Source organism: Pseudomonas sp. PvP028 (genome assembly GCF_017832255.1).
Classification (GTDB): Bacteria; Pseudomonadota; Gammaproteobacteria; order Pseudomonadales; family Pseudomonadaceae; genus Aquipseudomonas; species Aquipseudomonas syringae.
Genome location: NZ_JAFIBL010000001.1, coordinates 1484929 through 1501632 on the forward strand (window position 1 = coordinate 1484929; position 16704 = coordinate 1501632).

Here is a 16704-nt window from a genome sequence, read left to right on the forward strand (position 1 = left end):
AGGTTGCGCAGGTCATTCCTGTCAGGCCTTCAAGGGGGCCAGACGCGGAGCGATCATGTTTTCCGGGCGCAGGATGTCGTCGAGCATGGCGTCGTCGAGCAGACCTTCCTCACGCACCAGTTCCAGCACGCCGCGGCCGGTTTCCAGCGCGATGCGGGCGATACGGGTGGAGTTCTCGTAACCGATGTAAGGGTTCAGGGCGGTGACCAGACCGATCGAATGCTCGACCAGCTCGCGGCAGCGCTGTTCGTTGGCTGTGATGCCGACGATGCAGTGCTCGCGCAGCATGTCCATGGCGCGCTGCAGCAGGCGGATCGAGTCGAAGATCTTGTAGGCGATCAGCGGCTCCATCACGTTGAGCTGCAATTGTCCGCCTTCGGCTGCCATGGTCAGCGACAGGTCGTTGCCGATGATTTCGAAGGCAACCTGATTGACCGCTTCCGGGATCACCGGGTTGACCTTGCCGGGCATGATCGAGCTGCCTGGCTGGCGTGCCGGCAGGTTGATTTCGTTGATGCCGGTGCGTGGGCCGCTGGACAGCAGGCGCAGGTCGTTGCAGATTTTCGACAGCTTGACCGCAGTACGCTTGAGCATGCCCGAGAACAGCACGAAGGCGCCCATGTCGGAGGTCGCTTCGATCAGGTCGGCTGCTGGCACCAGAGGCTGACCGCTGATGAGTGCCAGACGATCGACTGCCAGCTTCTGATAGCCAGGGTCGGCGTTGATGCCGGTGCCGATGGCGGTTCCGCCGAGGTTCACTTCGGTCAACAGCTCTGGCGCCAGGCTGCGCAGGCGGTTCAGGTCTTCTGTCAGGGTGGTGGCGAAGGCGCGGAATTCCTGACCCAGGGTCATTGGAACGGCGTCCTGCAACTGGGTGCGGCCCATCTTCAGCACATGGTTGAATTCTTCGCCCTTGGCGGCGAAGGCCTGAATCAGGCTGGACAGGCTGGCGAGCAGAGCGTCGTGACCCAGCAGCAGACCCAAGCGGATCGCCGTGGGGTAGGCGTCGTTGGTCGACTGCGCCATGTTGACATCGTTGTTGGGGTGCAGGTGTTTGTATTCGCCTTTCTCGAAACCCATGGTTTCCAGAGCGATGTTGGCGATGACTTCGTTGGCATTCATGTTGGTCGACGTGCCAGCGCCGCCCTGGATCATGTCGACCACGAACTGATCGTGGAAGTCGCCGCGGATCAGGCGGGCACAGGCCTCGCTGATCGCCGCATGCTTGGCATCATTGAGGTGTCCGAGCTGATGGTTTGCATCCGCTGCCGCCTGCTTGACCATGGCCAGCGCGACTACCAGTTTCGGGTAGTGCGAAAGCGGCACGCCGGAGAGGTGAAAGTTGTTCACCGCTCGCAGGGTCTGGATGCCGTAATACGCGTTGGCAGGTACTTCGAGAACACCAAGCAGGTCTTTTTCGATGCGCGATGATGCAGGCGAGGACATGATAAAAAAAGTCTCAAAAGGCACGGACAATGCCGGAACGCCACGAATAGTGGGCTTGCCGCCTTCGATTGACCAATGCTGTTAAACGCTGACCTATGCAATAACGGCATAATCAAGGCGTGACCTGGATTCCGTTCAGTGCGTAAAGGGGGCAAAATGTCGCACCGGTGCGTTTCTTCGGTCGCTGCTGCTGCGCCGCCCGGGCATGTATCCGCGCTGCTTCGACGGGCGTCCCACTGTGACGCTGCAAATCAGTGCCATTGGGCATGCGTAATGGCCTGTCGAAGCCGTCATCCATTGTCCGGGAGGACCTGATGAATCTGGAAAGCAAATGGCTGGAGGATTTCAGCGCCCTGGCGGCTACCCGCAGCTTTTCTCAGGCCGCCGAGCGTCGCTTCGTGACCCAGCCGGCATTCAGCCGGCGTATTCGCAGTCTGGAGTCGGCACTGGGGCTGACGCTGGTCAATCGCTCGCGTACACCCATCGAGCTGACCGCTGCCGGACAATTATTTCTGGTCACGGCCCGGACGGTGGTCGAGCAGTTGGGCGAAGTCGTGCGCCATCTGCATCATCTGGAAGGCGGGCAGGGCGAGGTCATGCAGGTGGCTGCGGCGCACTCCCTGGCGCTGGGCTTCTTTCCGCGCTGGATCGCCCAGTTGCGCAACGAAGGGCTGAACATTGCGACCCGGCTGGTGGCGACCAACGTCGGTGATGCGGTGCATGCGTTGCGTGAAGGTGGATGTGATCTGATGCTGGCGTTCTACGATCCCGATGCCGCGCTGCAGATGGACGCCGAAATCTTTCCCTCGCTGCATCTGGGGCATACCGAGATGTTGCCGGTCTGTGCCGCTGATGCAGAGGGGCGGCCGTTATTCGATATGGAAGGTGAGGGCAGTGTGCCGCTGCTTGCCTACAGCACCGGGGCGTTTCTCGGACGCTCGGTGAACCTGTTGCTGCGTCAACGCAATCTGCGCTTCACCACGGTCTACGAGACGGCCATGGCCGACAGCCTGAAAAGCATGGCGCTGGAAGGATTGGGGATTGCCTGGGTGCCACAACTGAGCGTGCGCGCCGAACTGGCGCGCGGTGAACTGGTGGTGTGTGGCGGACCGCAGTGGCATGTGCCGCTGGAGATCCGCCTGTACCGCTGCGCATTGGTGCGCAAGGCCAACGTGCGCCTGTTGTGGCGCAAGCTTGAAGGTGCGGCGGCGCCAGATTCCCGGTGACAAGGGCCGCTCCTGGCGATGCCGGAGAGCGACCCTGGCCTGCTCAGGGAAATCTGTTCAGATGCTCAGCCATGATTTGCTTGTTCGCGTCGCTGTAGACATAGCAGTTGGAGCGTATTTTTTCGTGGCTTTCGATGATGTTCGTCTGGCACCACCATCCACCCTTATAGAGCACCTCTGCGGCCTCATGAGTGCCGCCGAGCATGTGACCCAGTTCGTGCGCGGGGATCGCGAACGTTTCCAGTGAGGCTATGCCCGTGTAACTCTTGTCCTCACTTGCCCCCAGAGTCTTCGAGTTGATCTTGTTCTGAGTCAGCAACAGGTACTTGGTGGTCGCATTGCGTTCCATGTCGTTGTCGATGACATAACGATCCATCGTGTTTTTCCAGGCGTAGTAGGTTTCGTCCACATCATCATTCTGATAAGCGAAATCCGTAAGGCCCGGGACGTCGCGAATGAACGCCAGTCGCACATAACGATCCGTGAAACTTTCCAGATCCTTGATGAGCCAGGCGAAGTAATCCTGGCGTAATTCGAGGGTGTTGTGATGCGAAAGGTCGTCGTGCAGAACCAGGTAGAGGGTCAATGGTTGTCTGGAGGCGTTATCGTTGGCCCACGCCGTATGACTCAGCGCCAACGCGCAGAGCAGCAGCAGACCGCTTGTATATTTCTTGAGCATCGTACTCTTCCTTGAGTAGGTGGATTATGGCCGGGCGTGCTTATCCCGACGCCAGATATCTAATAGCAACTGGCGTTGACAGGAAATCAGGATCGACTTCTATCGCAGTAGCCCTTGTTTGATTGATGTGCAGTACAAGTGCCGATCCTCTGCCGGATTTTTCCGTGCCGCCTCCCGCCATAAAAACCTGGACGGTTGAGCGTATGGGGGCTGTCATCCTGGCGCTTTGCGGTATACTGCGCGGCCTTTGGCCGGTTAAATCGGTCATTATTCGTACAACAAGCCACGCCGGTTCCCCTGCGTGGCTTGTTGTTTTCAGACGCGCCTGCGGGCGCCCGATGAGAGGCACGACGATGAGCGCACTGGTTGGCGTGATCATGGGCTCCAAGTCCGATTGGTCCACCCTTAGCCACACCGCCGATATGCTGGAAAAGCTCGGCATCCCTTTTGAAGTCAAGGTGGTGTCAGCTCACCGCACACCGGACCTGCTGTTCCAGTACGCCGACGAAGCGGAAGGCCGTGGCATTGAAGTGATCATCGCCGGTGCTGGCGGTGCCGCTCACTTGCCGGGCATGTGCGCTGCCAAGACCCACCTGCCTGTGCTGGGCGTTCCGGTGCAGTCTTCGATGCTCTCGGGTGTCGACTCGCTGTTGTCGATCGTGCAGATGCCGGCCGGGATCCCGGTCGCGACCCTGGCCATCGGCAAGGCGGGTGCAATCAACGCAGCGCTGCTTTCAGCAAGCATCCTCGGCGCAAAGCACCCGCAATTCCACGCAGCGCTGAAGAAATTTCGCACTGAACAGACAGACAGCGTCCTGGACAATCCAGACCCACGCCACGCCTGAGGTTTTTCCATGAAGATCGGTGTAATCGGTGGCGGCCAGCTGGGCCGCATGTTGGCATTGGCAGGTACGCCGCTGGGCATGAACTTCGCCTTTCTCGATCCCGCGCCGGACGCCTGTGCTGCGGCACTTGGTGAGCATCTGCGTGCCGATTACGGTGATCTGGATCATCTGCGTCAGTTGGCGGATGAAGTCGATCTGGTGACCTTCGAGTTTGAAAGCGTTCCGGCCGAGACCGTGGCGTTTCTGGCACAGTTCGTACCGGTCTATCCGAGCGCCGAAGCGTTGCGCATCGCGCGTGATCGCTGGTTCGAAAAGAGCATGTTCAAGGACCTGGGTATCCCGACGCCGGCATTCGCCGATATCCAGTCGCAGGCCGACCTGGATGCTGCAGTAGCCAGCATAGGTCTGCCTGCCGTGCTCAAGACCCGAACCCTGGGTTATGACGGCAAGGGCCAGAAGGTCCTGCGTTCGGCGGCCGATGTGGTCGATACATTCGCCGAGCTGGGCAGCGTGCCATGCCTGCTGGAGGGCTTCGTGCCGTTCACCGGTGAAGTGTCGTTGATTGCCGTGCGTGCGCGTGATGGCGAGACCCGGTTCTACCCACTGGTGCACAACACGCATGACAGCGGCATCCTGCGTCTGTCCATCGCCAGCACTGATCATCCTTTGCAGGCGTTGGCCGAAGACTACGCCGGCCGCGTCCTGAAGCAGCTGGATTACGTGGGCGTGCTGGCATTCGAATTCTTTGAGGTCGACGGTGGCCTGAAGGCCAACGAGATCGCGCCGCGCGTCCACAACTCCGGTCACTGGACCACCGAAGGCGCCGAGTGCAGCCAGTTCGAAAACCACCTGCGGGCGGTTGCCGGTCTGCCGCTGGGCTCCACAGCCAAGGTCGGCGAAAGCGCCATGCTCAACTTCATTGGCGAAGTGCCGGCAGTGGACAAGGTCGTCGCCGTCGAAGACTGCCACCTGCATCATTACGGCAAGGCGTTCAAGGCTGGCCGCAAGGTCGGACACGCCACGGTCCGCAGCTCTGACCGTGCCACGCTGGATCGTCAGGTGAAGCTGGTAGAGGCGCTGATCAAGGGCTGATCAGGCTCACGGCTAGCGTGCTGATGCTCCGCGTTGGCACGCAGTTTCAGGACACTCCGCGTCCTTTTGCGACGCGGAGCGTCGAGAACTGCATGCCCACGCAGAGCGTGCGGAACGAGCGCTTCTAACTGTCGTGCCTATGCTTCGCGTTGAAGCACTGTTCGAGACGCCTGGCCTCAGTTCAGGTAGGTTCAGCCCCGTCATTCATGAAGAATTTTCCACCCCGAAGCAAACTGGCCACTTCGCCGGAACCATTCCCTGTCGCTGTTCTCAGATAGCAGTAGGTCGGGGCTGCTATTAGCCCGGGCATATTCACTTAATACAGAGGGAAATGGCATGGGTATCATTGGAACCATCTTTATCGGCCTGATCGTTGGTCTGTTGGCTCGCTTTCTGAAGCCGGGCGACGACAGCATGGGCTGGATCATGACCATCGTGCTGGGTATCGCCGGTTCGCTCGCAGCCACTTATGGTGGTCAGGCGCTGGGTATCTATCAGGCAGGCGAGGGTGCAGGTTTCCTCGGCGCGCTGGTAGGTGCAATCATCCTGCTGGTTATCTACGGCATGATCAAAAAGAAATAACGCTTATGCGTCAGCCCTCTGTTTTACAGTGCGCAGAGGGCTAGAATGCTCGGCAACTGTCCACCCCTTTGCCGAGCTTTATCATGCGTCGCTTCCTGTTGATGACTCTTCTGCTGTTATCCGCGCTCTGCGGTCCCGCATACGCCCAGTTGCCGGAAACCGACTGGCTTGAGCTGATGCCCAAGTCCGATCAAAAAGCCCTCGAAGCCATGCCCGAGATTGACCACAATTCTCCGGAAGCCATGGGCACGTTCGACAGCAAGGGTGGGCTGAAGCAGAGCAAGGGTCTGCCTGCAGTCATGTATTCGACCAAAACCGTCCCGGCAATGAACGGCAAGACGATTCGTCTCGGCGGCTACCCTGTGCCTCTCGAAACCGACGCCAAGGGTCGCAGCACGCTGTTCTTCATCGTGCCTTATCCAGGCGCCTGCATCCACGTGCCGCCACCGCCGCCCAACCAGTTGGTGCTGGTGCGTTACCCCAAGGGGCTGAAACTGGATGATATCTACACACCACTGTGGGTAGAAGGCACCCTGAAAATCGAGAAGGTCAGTAACGACCTGGCCGATGCGGCGTATGCGATGGATGCGTCAAAGGTCCGTGTGGTGGTTGAGTCGGACCTTTGATGGGCTCGATCAATTGCTGATCAGAGCGCCTCGCTCCAGATACTCACACCCAGAACATGCATCTGGTCCGGAGCCAGCGTGACCACGTCGTCCAGCACGTTGGCGGTTTCGACGCAGACCATGCGCTGCCAGCCGTCTGCTGCCATGTCGGTGAACCTGGCGGTCTTTTCGATCCACGGGTTCCACAGAATGGCTGAGTTAGAGCCCGTGCTGCGGATGTGGATGCGTCGCTGCCACTCCGGATCGACGATGCTGAGCACGCCTGGCGTGTCCTTGTAGATGCGGTCGGTTTCGCCTGTGAAGGTCAGGTCGCCGCTCTGCTCGCGTTCTTCCCAGTTTGCCAGGGTTTCGATGTAACGCAGGCCGTCGAGCCCTTCGACGCTGACCTGACGTACATCGCTGACGGCGAAATAGGTGTGCAGCGCCTGGCTGATCACCACAGTGTCAGTGCCGCAGTTGTAGCTGACCAGACTGACATTCAGTGCGTGGTCCAGACGAATGCTCAGTTTCAGGGCGACGTTGTGCGGCCAGCCCGGCAAGTGGCCTTCGGCCTCGGGAAGCACGAATTCCACCAGCAGTGCGTCGCCATCTGCGCCAATACCCAACAACTGCCAGTCCAGCGCTCGCACCTCGCCATGCGCCTTGGCAGGCTCGCTGCTGTCGCGCATCGCCTGCACGCTTTGCGGGTTGCGCTCCAGATTGCCGAACCACGGCCAGCAGATCGGCATGCCTGCACGAATGGGTTTGCCGCGTTTAAAAACGGCCTCTTCGTTCAGCCACACCAGCGGCGGCTGCCCGGCTACTTGATAGCTGAGGATGTGTGCGCCTTGTTGCGCAACCAGCAGCTCAGCTTCGCCGTGGCAAATACGCCAGCAGTTCAGCTCATCGTAAAGGATGGATTCAACGGTGGGTTCAACCGGGGATGTTGGCATGCAAAGTTCTCACTCAATGACCGTGACGAAAATAGACCGCTTCATGCAGGGCGAGTTTAACCGGGCAGCCAACCTGTGACCGAGCGACAAATTACCGTCGCGCGGGAACCGAGCGCGTCCGGCCGCTGGCATCTATGGCGACGAACACGAACGCAGCCTCCGTGACCTTGCGCCATTCGCTGGTGAGCGGGTCGTCGCTCCACACTTCGACCATCATCTTGATCGAGGTGCGTCCGACTTCCAGGGTGCGGGTATAGAAGGAAAGCTGTTCGCCGACCGCTACCGGGACCAGAAACGCCATGCGATCGATGGCGACGGTCGCCACACGGCCACCCGCGACTTTGCTGGCCATCGCCGTGCCTGCCAGGTCCATCTGGGACACCAGCCAGCCGCCAAAGATGTCGCCAAAGCCGTTGGTTTCGCGGGGAAGAGCGGTGATTTGCAGTGCAAGGTCGCCTTGCGGGGTTGGATCTTCTTGTTCGAGCTCGATCATGCCTAGGGTGCCTCTGACCCATGACTCTCATTATTGTATGTCGCGGTTAACAGGTGCCATTCAAAACCATGAGCATGAACATTATGTGTTCAGCGCCGGTGTGGCCCAAAGGGAAACTCTGCGAAACCCGCTGATTCAGACGTTTTCGCACAGCTTCCCAAGGCTGTTGACGACTTGCGAGTATATCGGGCGTTGCGTCATAGAACGACCGTGGGTCTTCATTTTGTGTCAGTGGCAGTTCTGCCATGTGTTTTTTGTAGCAATTTGCTATCTTGCTGGACCTCTACAGGTGACAAGACTGCCTGTACACGCAATTTTGGTGCCTATCTGCGCCGTTGCTCCCGACAATCGCTTCTGCACGGCACCCCGCAGCAGCCAGCGTTGCTGTCGCTCGCCCCTTTTCAAAGAACAAGCAAAGAGAAGCCTTGTCATGTCATCTGTTCCTCCAAGTTCCACGCAGCCTGCGCGGCCTCTGACTCGCAGCGATTACAAAACCCTTTCGCTGTCGGCCTTGGGTGGTGCGCTGGAGTTCTACGACTTCATCATTTTCGTGTTTTTCGCGGCGGTGGTGGGCAAACTGTTTTTCCCGGTGGACATGCCCGACTGGCTGCGCATGATGCAGACGTTCGGCATTTTCGCCGCCGGTTATCTGGCGAGGCCTCTGGGCGGCATTATCATGGCGCACTTTGGCGATCTGCTGGGGCGCAAGAAAATGTTCACGCTGAGCATTTTCATGATGGCGGTGCCGACGCTGATCATGGGTCTGCTGCCGACCTACGCGCAGATCGGCATGTGGGCGCCGATTCTGCTGCTGTTGATGCGCGTTATTCAAGGGGCCGCCATTGGCGGTGAAGTGCCGGGCGCCTGGGTGTTCGTGTCCGAGCATGTGCCTGCACGTCGTGTCGGGTATGCCTGCGGCACCCTGACCGCCGGCCTGACAGCGGGTATCCTGCTGGGCTCGCTGGTCGCTACGGCGATCAATAGCATCTATACCCCGGTCGAGGTATCGGATTACGCATGGCGTATCCCTTTCCTGCTGGGTGGCGTGTTCGGCCTGATGTCGGTGTATCTGCGCCGCCTGCTGCATGAAACGCCGGTGTTTGCCGAGCTGCAACTGCGCAAGGCACTGGCCGAGGAGGTGCCGCTCAAGGCGGTACTGCGCGATCATCGTGGCGCCGTTGCGCTGTCGATGCTGATGACCTGGTTGCTGTCTGCCGGCATCATCGTCGTGATCCTGATGACGCCGACCATCCTGCAAACCATTTATGGCTTTCCGGCTGCTACGGCGCTGAAAGCCAACAGCCTGGCCATTGTCTTCCTGAGCGTGGGCTGTATCGCTGCGGGCGCACTGGCGGATCGTTTCGGCGCAGGCTGGGTGTTCCTGCTGGGCAGCGCAGGTTTGCTGATCAGTTCGTGGACGTTCTATCACATCCTCGGCAGCCATCCGGATGTGCTGTTCCCGCTGTATGCGGTGACGGGCCTGTTCGTCGGTACGATCGGCGCGGTTCCTTACGTCATGGTCAAGGCATTCCCGCCTGTGGTGCGCTTCTCGGGGCTGTCGTTCTCCTACAACCTGGCGTACGCGATTTTTGGTGGCCTGACGCCGATGGTTGTGACCTTCATGCTCAAGAGCAGTCCGATGGGGCCGGCGTGGTACGTCGCGATCCTCTGCGGCCTGGGCATGGCCATCGGCGTGTTTCTGCTGAGCCGAAAGCGCTGATCATCATCCGCTGTTGAATCGCTCGGGCACCGCTACAGCCAAAGGCTATCTACCTGCACAGGTCGATAGCCTTTTCATCTTATTGTCATAATCAATTCATAGAGTAGTCACAAGACTGGCCGAAAAAGGCTCGTGGACACCTACACACCCTGCCAGGAGCGCAAGGATGACACTCAAGCGTTTGATGACTGCACTGACCTTGGTTGCCGCCGGAGTGACGGCAGCCAATACGCTGGCTGCGGTCGACCCTGCCATCCAGGCCTATACCAAGACCTCCGGTGTGTCAGGCAATCTCTCCAGTGTCGGCTCCGATACCCTGGCAAATCTGATGACGCTGTGGGCCGAGGCCTACAAGAAAGAATACCCGAGCGTGAACATCCAGATTCAAGCCGCGGGTTCCTCTACAGCGCCACCCGCGCTGACCGAGGGCACGGCCAATCTGGGCCCGATGAGCCGCAAGATGAAAGACGGCGAGCTGTCGGCTTTCGAGCAGAAGCATGGCTACAAGCCGACCGCCATCCCGGTCGCGGTGGATGCCCTGGCGGTTTTCGTGCACAAGGACAACCCGATCAAGGGCCTGACCCTGCAGCAAGTGGACGCGATCTTTTCCGCGACCCGCCTGTGCGGTGCCAAGGCAGATGCGAAAACCTGGGGTGATGTCGGTGTGACCGGCGATCTGGCAGGCAAACCGATCCAGTTGTTTGGTCGTAACTCGGTGTCGGGCACTTACGGTTACTTCAAGGAAGAAGCCCTGTGCAAAGGCGACTTCAAGGCCAACGTCAACGAGCAGCCCGGCTCCGCTTCGGTGGTCAGCGCGATCAGCAATTCGCTTAACGGCATCGGTTACTCGGGCATCGGTTACAAGACATCCAACGTCAGGACGGTCCCGCTGGCGAAGAAGGAAGGGGGCGAGTTTGTCGAAGACAGCGAAGCCAATACCCTGAACGGCAGTTATCCACTGTCGCGCTTCCTTTATGTGTACGTGAACAAGGCGCCGAACCAGCCCCTGGCGCCGCTGGAAGCCGAATTTGTGAAACTGGTGCTGTCGAGACAGGGCCAGGAAGTGGTGATGAAGGATGGGTACATCCCACTCCCTGCCCGTGTCGTGGAGAAGACGCTGGCCGATCTTGGCCTGCAGGGCGCGAGCGGCGTGGCGTTAAAATAGTCACGCACGCGTTGCGAGCGAGGCTCAATGGACTGGCCTGCACACAAATTGAACAGTCCGCCGCCGGTTTCGCAGGCGGTGGGCTTTCTTGCGTCACCTTGCTGTAATGTTTCTGTCATACAAGGCGTCTACGGTGTGTGCGCATGAATGAGCTGTTCAAATCGACGATGGACCAGAGCTCGCCTCCAGCGCGTATTGATTTCAATACGCCCGCGATGGTGCGAAAGCGTCGTGTCCGCGCGCTGAAGGACCGGCTCACTCACTGGTACGTCGCCATTGGTGGCCTTGCCGTGCTGGCGGCCATCACGCTGATCTTCTTCTACCTTGCCTATGTGGTTGCGCCGCTTTTCAAAGGTGCCAGCCTGACCGCCAACCCTGCGCTGAATGCCGCCTGGCTGCCGGACGCCGGTGCGCCAATGATGATCACCATCGAAGAGCAGAACCAGATCGGCATGCGCATCTCCGACAAGGGCGAAGTGGTCTTTTTCAACATCGATGACGGCGCAGAGCTGCAGCGCATTGCCTTGCCGCTCCCCGCTGGCGTTTCCGTCGCGTCCATCGGCAAGGATCAGCCCGGTGCGCCATTGATAGCCCTGGGCTTGTCCAACGGTCAGGTGCTGGTGTTCAGGCACTCGTACTTGACGACCTACCCTAACGATCAAAAAACCATCACCCCGAGCGTGGCCTGGCCCTACGGCGAGGCACCCTTGGTACTGGATCAGGCCGGGCGCGCGGTCGAGCATGTCACCGTCAGCTCCGATGGCGACAGCCTGAAGCTGGCAGGGGCGACCGGCACTCAGTTGCACGTCATCTCGCTCGAACAGAAAGAAAACATGATGACCGGCGAGATGACCCGCGAGCAGACGCGTGTCGAGTTGCCGCAGATGTCCGCTGCGGTCAAGGCGATCTACATCGACCCGCGCCAGCAATGGTTGTATGTCATCAACGGGCGCGCGCAGGCGGATGTGTTCAGCCTGCGCGATCGTAGCCTCAACGGCCGCTATAAATTGCTGGAAGACGGCAACGCCGAGATCACGGCGAGCGCTCAACTGGTTGGCGGCATCTCGCTGATCATCGGCAACTCCAAGGGCAGTATGTCCCAGTGGTTCATGGCCCGGGACACTGACGGCGAGCAGCGCCTGATGCGCATCCGCGATTTCAGCCTGGGCAGCGCACCTGTCATGCAGATCAAGGCCGAGCAGCGCCGCAAGGGCTTCATCGCTCTGGATGCTTCCGGCAAGTTGGGCGTATTCCACAGCACAGCGCACCGCACTCTGCTGATCGACAAGGTCGCCGAGGGGCCCGGCATTCTGGCGTTATCGCCACGCGCCAACAGGATTCTGATTGAAAGCGCTGGCAAACTGCTGCCGCTGACGCTGGATAACCCGCACCCGGAAGTCTCCTGGAGTTCGCTGTGGGGCAAGGTCTGGTACGAGAGTTACGACGAGCCCAAGTACATCTGGCAGTCCACGGCGTCCAACTCCGATTTCGAGCCCAAGCTGAGCCTGGCACCGTTGACCTACGGCACACTGAAAGCGGCGTTCTACGCCATGCTGTTGGCCGCGCCGCTGGCCGTGGCTGCCGCGATCTATACCGCCTACTTCATGGCCCCTGGCATGCGCCGCAAGGTCAAGCCGGTGATCGAGTTGATGGAAGCGATGCCGACGGTGATTCTCGGCTTTTTTGCCGGACTGTTCCTGGCCCCGTATCTGGAAGGGCATCTGCCCGGCATCTTCAGCCTGTTGCTGCTCACGCCGATCGGCATTTTGCTGGCGGGCTTTTTCTGGACCCGCCTGCCTGATTCGCTTCGCTTGCGTATTCCCGATGGCTGGGAAGGCGCGATTCTGATTCCGGTCGTGCTGTTGGTGGGCTGGTTCTCGCTGAGCATGAGCCCGCTCCTGGAGAGCTGGTTCTTCGCCGGGGACATGAGCACCTGGATTCGCGACCACCTGGGTATCACCTACGATCAGCGCAATGCGCTGGTGGTCGGCATCGCCATGGGGTTCGCGGTAATCCCCAACATTTATTCGATTGCCGAAGACGCCGTGTTCAGCGTGCCGCGCAGCCTCACGCTGGGTTCGCTGGCACTGGGCGCGACGCCGTGGCAGACCCTGACGCGGGTGGTGATCCTGACTGCCAGCCCCGGCATCTTTTCTGCCTTGATGATCGGCATGGGCCGGGCCGTGGGGGAAACCATGATTGTGCTGATGGCGACCGGCAATACGCCGATCATGGACATGAACCTGTTTGAAGGCATGCGTACGCTGGCGGCCAACGTCGCGGTGGAGATGCCGGAGTCGGAAGTGGGCGGCAGCCATTATCGGGTGCTGTTTCTGGCGGCGTTGGTGCTGTTGATGTTCACCTTCGTGATGAACACCCTCGCAGAGCTGATTCGTCAGCGTCTGCGCAAGCAATACTCGTCGCTGTAAGGAAGGTAGGCGTTGGTGAAGCGGAACTCCCTCAGGAACTGGTTCAAAAGTGGCGCCCCCGGCGTCTGGATGAGTGCGGGCGCCGTATCCATCGCTGTGATCATGACCATCGGCCTGTTGGCGGTGATCGCCGTGCGTGGCCTTGGGCATTTCTGGCCCGCCGATCTGGTGAGCGCACAGTATGCAGTCCCCAATCAGGAGTCGAGCGTTCTGGTCGGTGAGCGGGTCGAGCAGGAGCAAGTACCTCGTGCGCGCCTGAAAAGCGCGGGCCTGCCGGTGCCTGATCAAGGGCCGGAATTCATGACCCGCGAGCTGTTCAAGGTCGGCAATCGCGATCTCAACCCCAGTGACTTCAACTGGGTGGTAGGCGAATGGCTGACCGGGCAGAGCCGGCCTGCAGACCTGATGACGCTCGAGCGTCGCGAGTGGGGCAATTTCTACGGCTATCTGGTCAACGTCAAGGAAGGCGGGCGTGTCGTGGCCGAAGGCGACGCGGCCTGGCCGGTCCTGCAAGAGCGCATCAAGCGCGTCGAAAAGCTGGCTGACGAACTCTACACCCTGGAAAAGAAAGACATTGGTGCCATCAATCACGCTATCGAGCGCTTGCGTTTACAGGCCCGCAAGCTGGAACTCAATGGCCGGCTGGATGCCGCCGCGCAAGCGGACATGGCTGCCGAGCGGGCCGAGCTGGATGCGCGTTACAAGGTTATCGAGGCGCGTCTTGACGGGCTGCACCAGGCCTTTGATCGCGACAGCCTGACCGCGCGTGATGGCAACGGCAAAGAGATCGAACTCAGCCTGGGCAAAGTGGTGCGTGCCTATCAGCCCAATGCGATGGGCACGGTGACCAAGCTTGGCTTCTACTTCGAGAAGCTGTGGGAGTTTCTCAGCGCCGATCCACGCGAAGCCAACACCGAAGGCGGTATCTTCCCGGCGATCTTCGGCACGGTGATGATGACCCTGATCATGGCCGTGATCGTCACGCCGTTTGGCGTGCTGGCGGCGGTCTACCTGCGTGAGTACGCGCGCCAGGGTCCGGTTACCCGGTTGATTCGCATCGCGGTGAACAACCTCGCCGGTGTGCCTGCGATTGTCTACGGTGTGTTCGGTCTGGGGTTCTTCGTCTATGTACTTGGCGGCTCGGTGGATCGGCTGTTCTTTCCTGAAGCGCTGCCTGCCCCGACGTTCGGTACGCCGGGCCTGTTATGGGCTTCGCTGACCCTGGCACTGCTCGCCGTACCGGTGGTGATCGTGGCGACGGAAGAAGGGCTGGCGCGCATTCCGCTGACCCTGCGTGAAGGTTCGCTGGCACTGGGTGCAACCAAGGCCGAGACGCTGTGGAAAATCGTACTGCCGATGGCCAGCCCGGCGATGATGACCGGGCTGATCCTCGCGGTGGCGCGTGCCGCCGGCGAGGTTGCGCCTTTGATGCTGGTGGGCGTCGTCAAGCTGGCGCCGTCGCTGCCGCTGGACGGCAACTATCCTTATCTGCACCTCGATCAAAAGATCATGCACCTTGGCTTCCACATTTACGACGTCGGCTTCCAGAGCCCCAACGTCGAGGCCGCACGCCCGCTGGTGTATGCCACCGCGCTGCTGCTGGTACTGGTCATCGCCTTGCTCAATCTGTCAGCGGTGAGCATCCGTAATCATTTGCGGGAAAAGTACAAGGCGCTCGACAATTGATCCCGAATTCGCCCTTTGGCAAACGCGGCCGTTCGATGAAGCGAACCGTTCGCACAGGAGCAATCCATGCAGCATGAAAGCTCGACGAGTGGCATGAACATGTCGGCCCTGAGACGGCACAAGCACAGCCTGGATCTGGCCGACGAAAGCGTGGCCATCGAAGTGCCGGGCCTGAATCTGTTCTATGGCGACAAGCAGGCGCTGTTTGATATCGCCCTGAATATCCCGAAGCAGAAGGTGACCTCATTCATCGGTCCGTCCGGGTGTGGCAAATCGACGTTGTTGCGCTGCTTCAACCGCATGAACGACCTGGTCGATGGTTGCCGGGTCGAGGGCGCGATTAACCTGTACGGGCACAACATCTACACCAAGGGCGAGGAAGTCGCCGAGTTGCGTCGCCGCGTCGGCATGGTGTTTCAGAAGCCCAATCCGTTCCCCAAGACGATTTATGAAAACGTGGTCTACGGGCTACGCATTCAGGGGATCAACAAGAAGCGCGTGCTCGATGAAGCTGTCGAGTGGGCGCTGAAAGCCGCTGCGCTCTGGGATGAAGTCAAGGATCGACTGCATGAGTCGGCATTGGGTTTATCCGGGGGGCAGCAGCAGCGTCTGGTCATTGCCCGAACGATCGCCGTGGAGCCGGAAGTCCTGCTGCTCGACGAACCCTGTTCGGCACTCGATCCGATTTCGACCCTCAAAGTCGAAGAACTGATCTACGAACTGAAATCGAAATACACCATTGTGATCGTTACCCACAACATGCAGCAGGCGGCTCGGGTGTCGGATTACACCGCGTTTATGTACATGGGCAAACTTGTCGAGTTCGGTGATACGGATACCTTGTTCACCAACCCGGCAAAAAAACAGACAGAAGACTACATCACCGGTCGTTACGGGTAGTACGTGCTTCGTCAGCCCTGAACCACCGCTGCGTTTTCGCAATTAACCGGACGTTCCAAGGACACCCAGCATGATCCACAAAGACAGCCATACGCATCACATTTCCCAACAGTTCAACGCTGAACTCGAAGACGTTCGCAGCCATTTGCTCGAAATGGGTGGCCTGGTCGAGAAGCAGGTGAACGATTCGGTCACGGCGCTGATCGAGGCCGACTCTGGCCTTGCCCAACGTGTTCGCGAAGTCGACGACCGGATCAATCAGATGGAGCGCAGCATCGACGAAGAATGTCTGCGCATTCTGGCGCGTCGCCAGCCTGCAGCGTCCGACTTGCGCCTGATCATCAGCATTTCCAAGTCGGTGATCGACCTGGAGCGCATTGGTGATGAAGCGACCAAGATCGCGCGCCGTGCCATCAAGCTCTGCGAAGAGGGCGAGGCACCACGCGGCTACGTCGAAGTGCGTCACATCGGCGATCAGGTGCGCAACATGGTGCGTGATGCGCTGGACTCGTTCGCCCGTTTCGACGCCGAGCTGGCCCTGTCGGTTGCGCAGTACGACAAGACCATCGACCGCGAGTACAAGACGGCCCTGCGCGAGCTGGCGACCTACATGATGGAAGATCCACGCTCGATCTCCCGGGTCCTGGACGTCATCTGGGTGCTGCGCTCTCTGGAGCGAATCGGCGACCATGCACGCAACATTTCCGAGCTGGTGATCTACCTGGTGCGCGGGACCGACGTGCGGCACATGGGTCTCAAGCGCATGAAGGAAGAAGTGCAGGGTATATCGAGCGAAACCGCTAATGTTCCGGGCAACGCTGACGATAAGTAAGATTGCCTGCGAGAAAAACGCCCAGCACGCGCTGGGCGTTTTTCGTTGCGC

Annotated in this window: 15 protein-coding genes; 11 read left to right on the plus strand and 4 right to left on the minus strand. The window is 59.8% G+C overall.

Going from position 1 to position 16704, the window contains the following annotated elements; genetic code table 11:
• Positions 1 to 21: 21 nt before the first annotated feature.
• The gene (gene aspA, locus JOE34_RS06660) at positions 22 to 1446 is read right to left on the minus strand and encodes an aspartate ammonia-lyase (protein ID WP_003432831.1); all 1425 of its coding nucleotides are present in this window, start codon (positions 1444 to 1446) and stop codon (positions 22 to 24) included.
• 314 nt (positions 1447 to 1760) lie between these two features.
• Between aspA and JOE34_RS06665 the strand changes: the two genes are divergently transcribed.
• Entirely contained in the window at positions 1761 to 2672 is a 912-nt protein-coding gene (locus JOE34_RS06665; RefSeq protein ID WP_003316080.1) for a LysR substrate-binding domain-containing protein, read from the plus strand.
• 43 nt (positions 2673 to 2715) lie between these two features.
• Here the strand turns inward: JOE34_RS06665 and JOE34_RS06670 are convergent, their stop codons facing one another.
• Entirely contained in the window at positions 2716 to 3351 is a 636-nt protein-coding gene (locus JOE34_RS06670) for a hypothetical protein (protein ID WP_004419251.1), read from the minus strand.
• A gap of 353 nt (positions 3352 to 3704) precedes the next feature.
• Here JOE34_RS06670 and purE point away from each other — a divergent pair, with 353 nt between their 5' ends.
• The 4 genes from purE to JOE34_RS06690 all read left to right on the plus strand — a co-directional run bounded on the left by purE (position 3705) and on the right by JOE34_RS06690 (position 6496).
• Positions 3705 to 4196, plus strand: coding sequence for a 5-(carboxyamino)imidazole ribonucleotide mutase (gene purE, locus JOE34_RS06675; RefSeq protein WP_003340324.1), 492 nt, complete (start codon positions 3705 to 3707; stop codon positions 4194 to 4196).
• A 9-nt stretch (positions 4197 to 4205) separates the two neighbouring features.
• Positions 4206 to 5288 (plus strand): 5-(carboxyamino)imidazole ribonucleotide synthase, encoded by a 1083-nt coding sequence (locus tag JOE34_RS06680; RefSeq protein ID WP_016569335.1) that lies wholly within the window; start codon positions 4206 to 4208, stop codon positions 5286 to 5288.
• A 336-nt stretch (positions 5289 to 5624) separates the two neighbouring features.
• Complete coding sequence (locus JOE34_RS06685) at positions 5625 to 5870, plus strand: GlsB/YeaQ/YmgE family stress response membrane protein (RefSeq protein ID WP_002555896.1); 246 nt, start codon at positions 5625 to 5627, stop codon at positions 5868 to 5870.
• A gap of 83 nt (positions 5871 to 5953) precedes the next feature.
• Positions 5954 to 6496: a DUF3299 domain-containing protein gene (locus JOE34_RS06690; protein WP_003367971.1), complete on the plus strand. Its 543-nt coding sequence runs from the start codon at positions 5954 to 5956 to the stop codon at positions 6494 to 6496.
• Between the two features lie 20 nt (positions 6497 to 6516).
• Here JOE34_RS06690 and JOE34_RS06695 read toward each other — a convergent pair whose 3' ends face one another.
• A complete protein-coding gene (locus JOE34_RS06695; protein WP_003316085.1) occupies positions 6517 to 7428 on the minus strand; it encodes a D-hexose-6-phosphate mutarotase in 912 nt (303 codons plus the stop codon).
• A 91-nt stretch (positions 7429 to 7519) separates the two neighbouring features.
• Positions 7520 to 7921 carry an acyl-CoA thioesterase gene (locus tag JOE34_RS06700; RefSeq protein ID WP_003316086.1) on the minus strand — a complete coding sequence of 134 codons (402 nt, stop codon included), beginning with the start codon at positions 7919 to 7921 and terminating at the stop codon, positions 7520 to 7522.
• 430 nt (positions 7922 to 8351) lie between these two features.
• Between JOE34_RS06700 and JOE34_RS06705 the strand changes: the two genes are divergently transcribed.
• From JOE34_RS06705 to phoU, 6 genes are all read left to right on the plus strand, one after another.
• Positions 8352 to 9641, plus strand: a complete 1290-nt coding sequence (locus JOE34_RS06705) for an MFS transporter (RefSeq protein WP_024663069.1) — start codon at positions 8352 to 8354, stop codon at positions 9639 to 9641.
• 166 nt (positions 9642 to 9807) lie between these two features.
• Complete coding sequence (locus JOE34_RS06710) at positions 9808 to 10806, plus strand: phosphate ABC transporter substrate-binding protein PstS (RefSeq protein ID WP_003316088.1); 999 nt, start codon at positions 9808 to 9810, stop codon at positions 10804 to 10806.
• 143 nt (positions 10807 to 10949) lie between these two features.
• A complete protein-coding gene (locus tag JOE34_RS06715) occupies positions 10950 to 13235 on the plus strand; it encodes an ABC transporter permease subunit (protein ID WP_017278869.1) in 2286 nt (761 codons plus the stop codon).
• 69 nt (positions 13236 to 13304) lie between these two features.
• Entirely contained in the window at positions 13305 to 14921 is a 1617-nt protein-coding gene (gene pstA, locus JOE34_RS06720; protein WP_170855963.1) for a phosphate ABC transporter permease PstA, read from the plus strand.
• A gap of 66 nt (positions 14922 to 14987) precedes the next feature.
• Positions 14988 to 15821: a phosphate ABC transporter ATP-binding protein PstB gene (pstB, locus tag JOE34_RS06725; RefSeq protein ID WP_024665742.1), complete on the plus strand. Its 834-nt coding sequence runs from the start codon at positions 14988 to 14990 to the stop codon at positions 15819 to 15821.
• 70 nt (positions 15822 to 15891) lie between these two features.
• Positions 15892 to 16653 carry a phosphate signaling complex protein PhoU gene (phoU, locus tag JOE34_RS06730; RefSeq protein WP_003340338.1) on the plus strand — a complete coding sequence of 254 codons (762 nt, stop codon included), beginning with the start codon at positions 15892 to 15894 and terminating at the stop codon, positions 16651 to 16653.
• Positions 16654 to 16704: the final 51 nt, after the last annotated feature.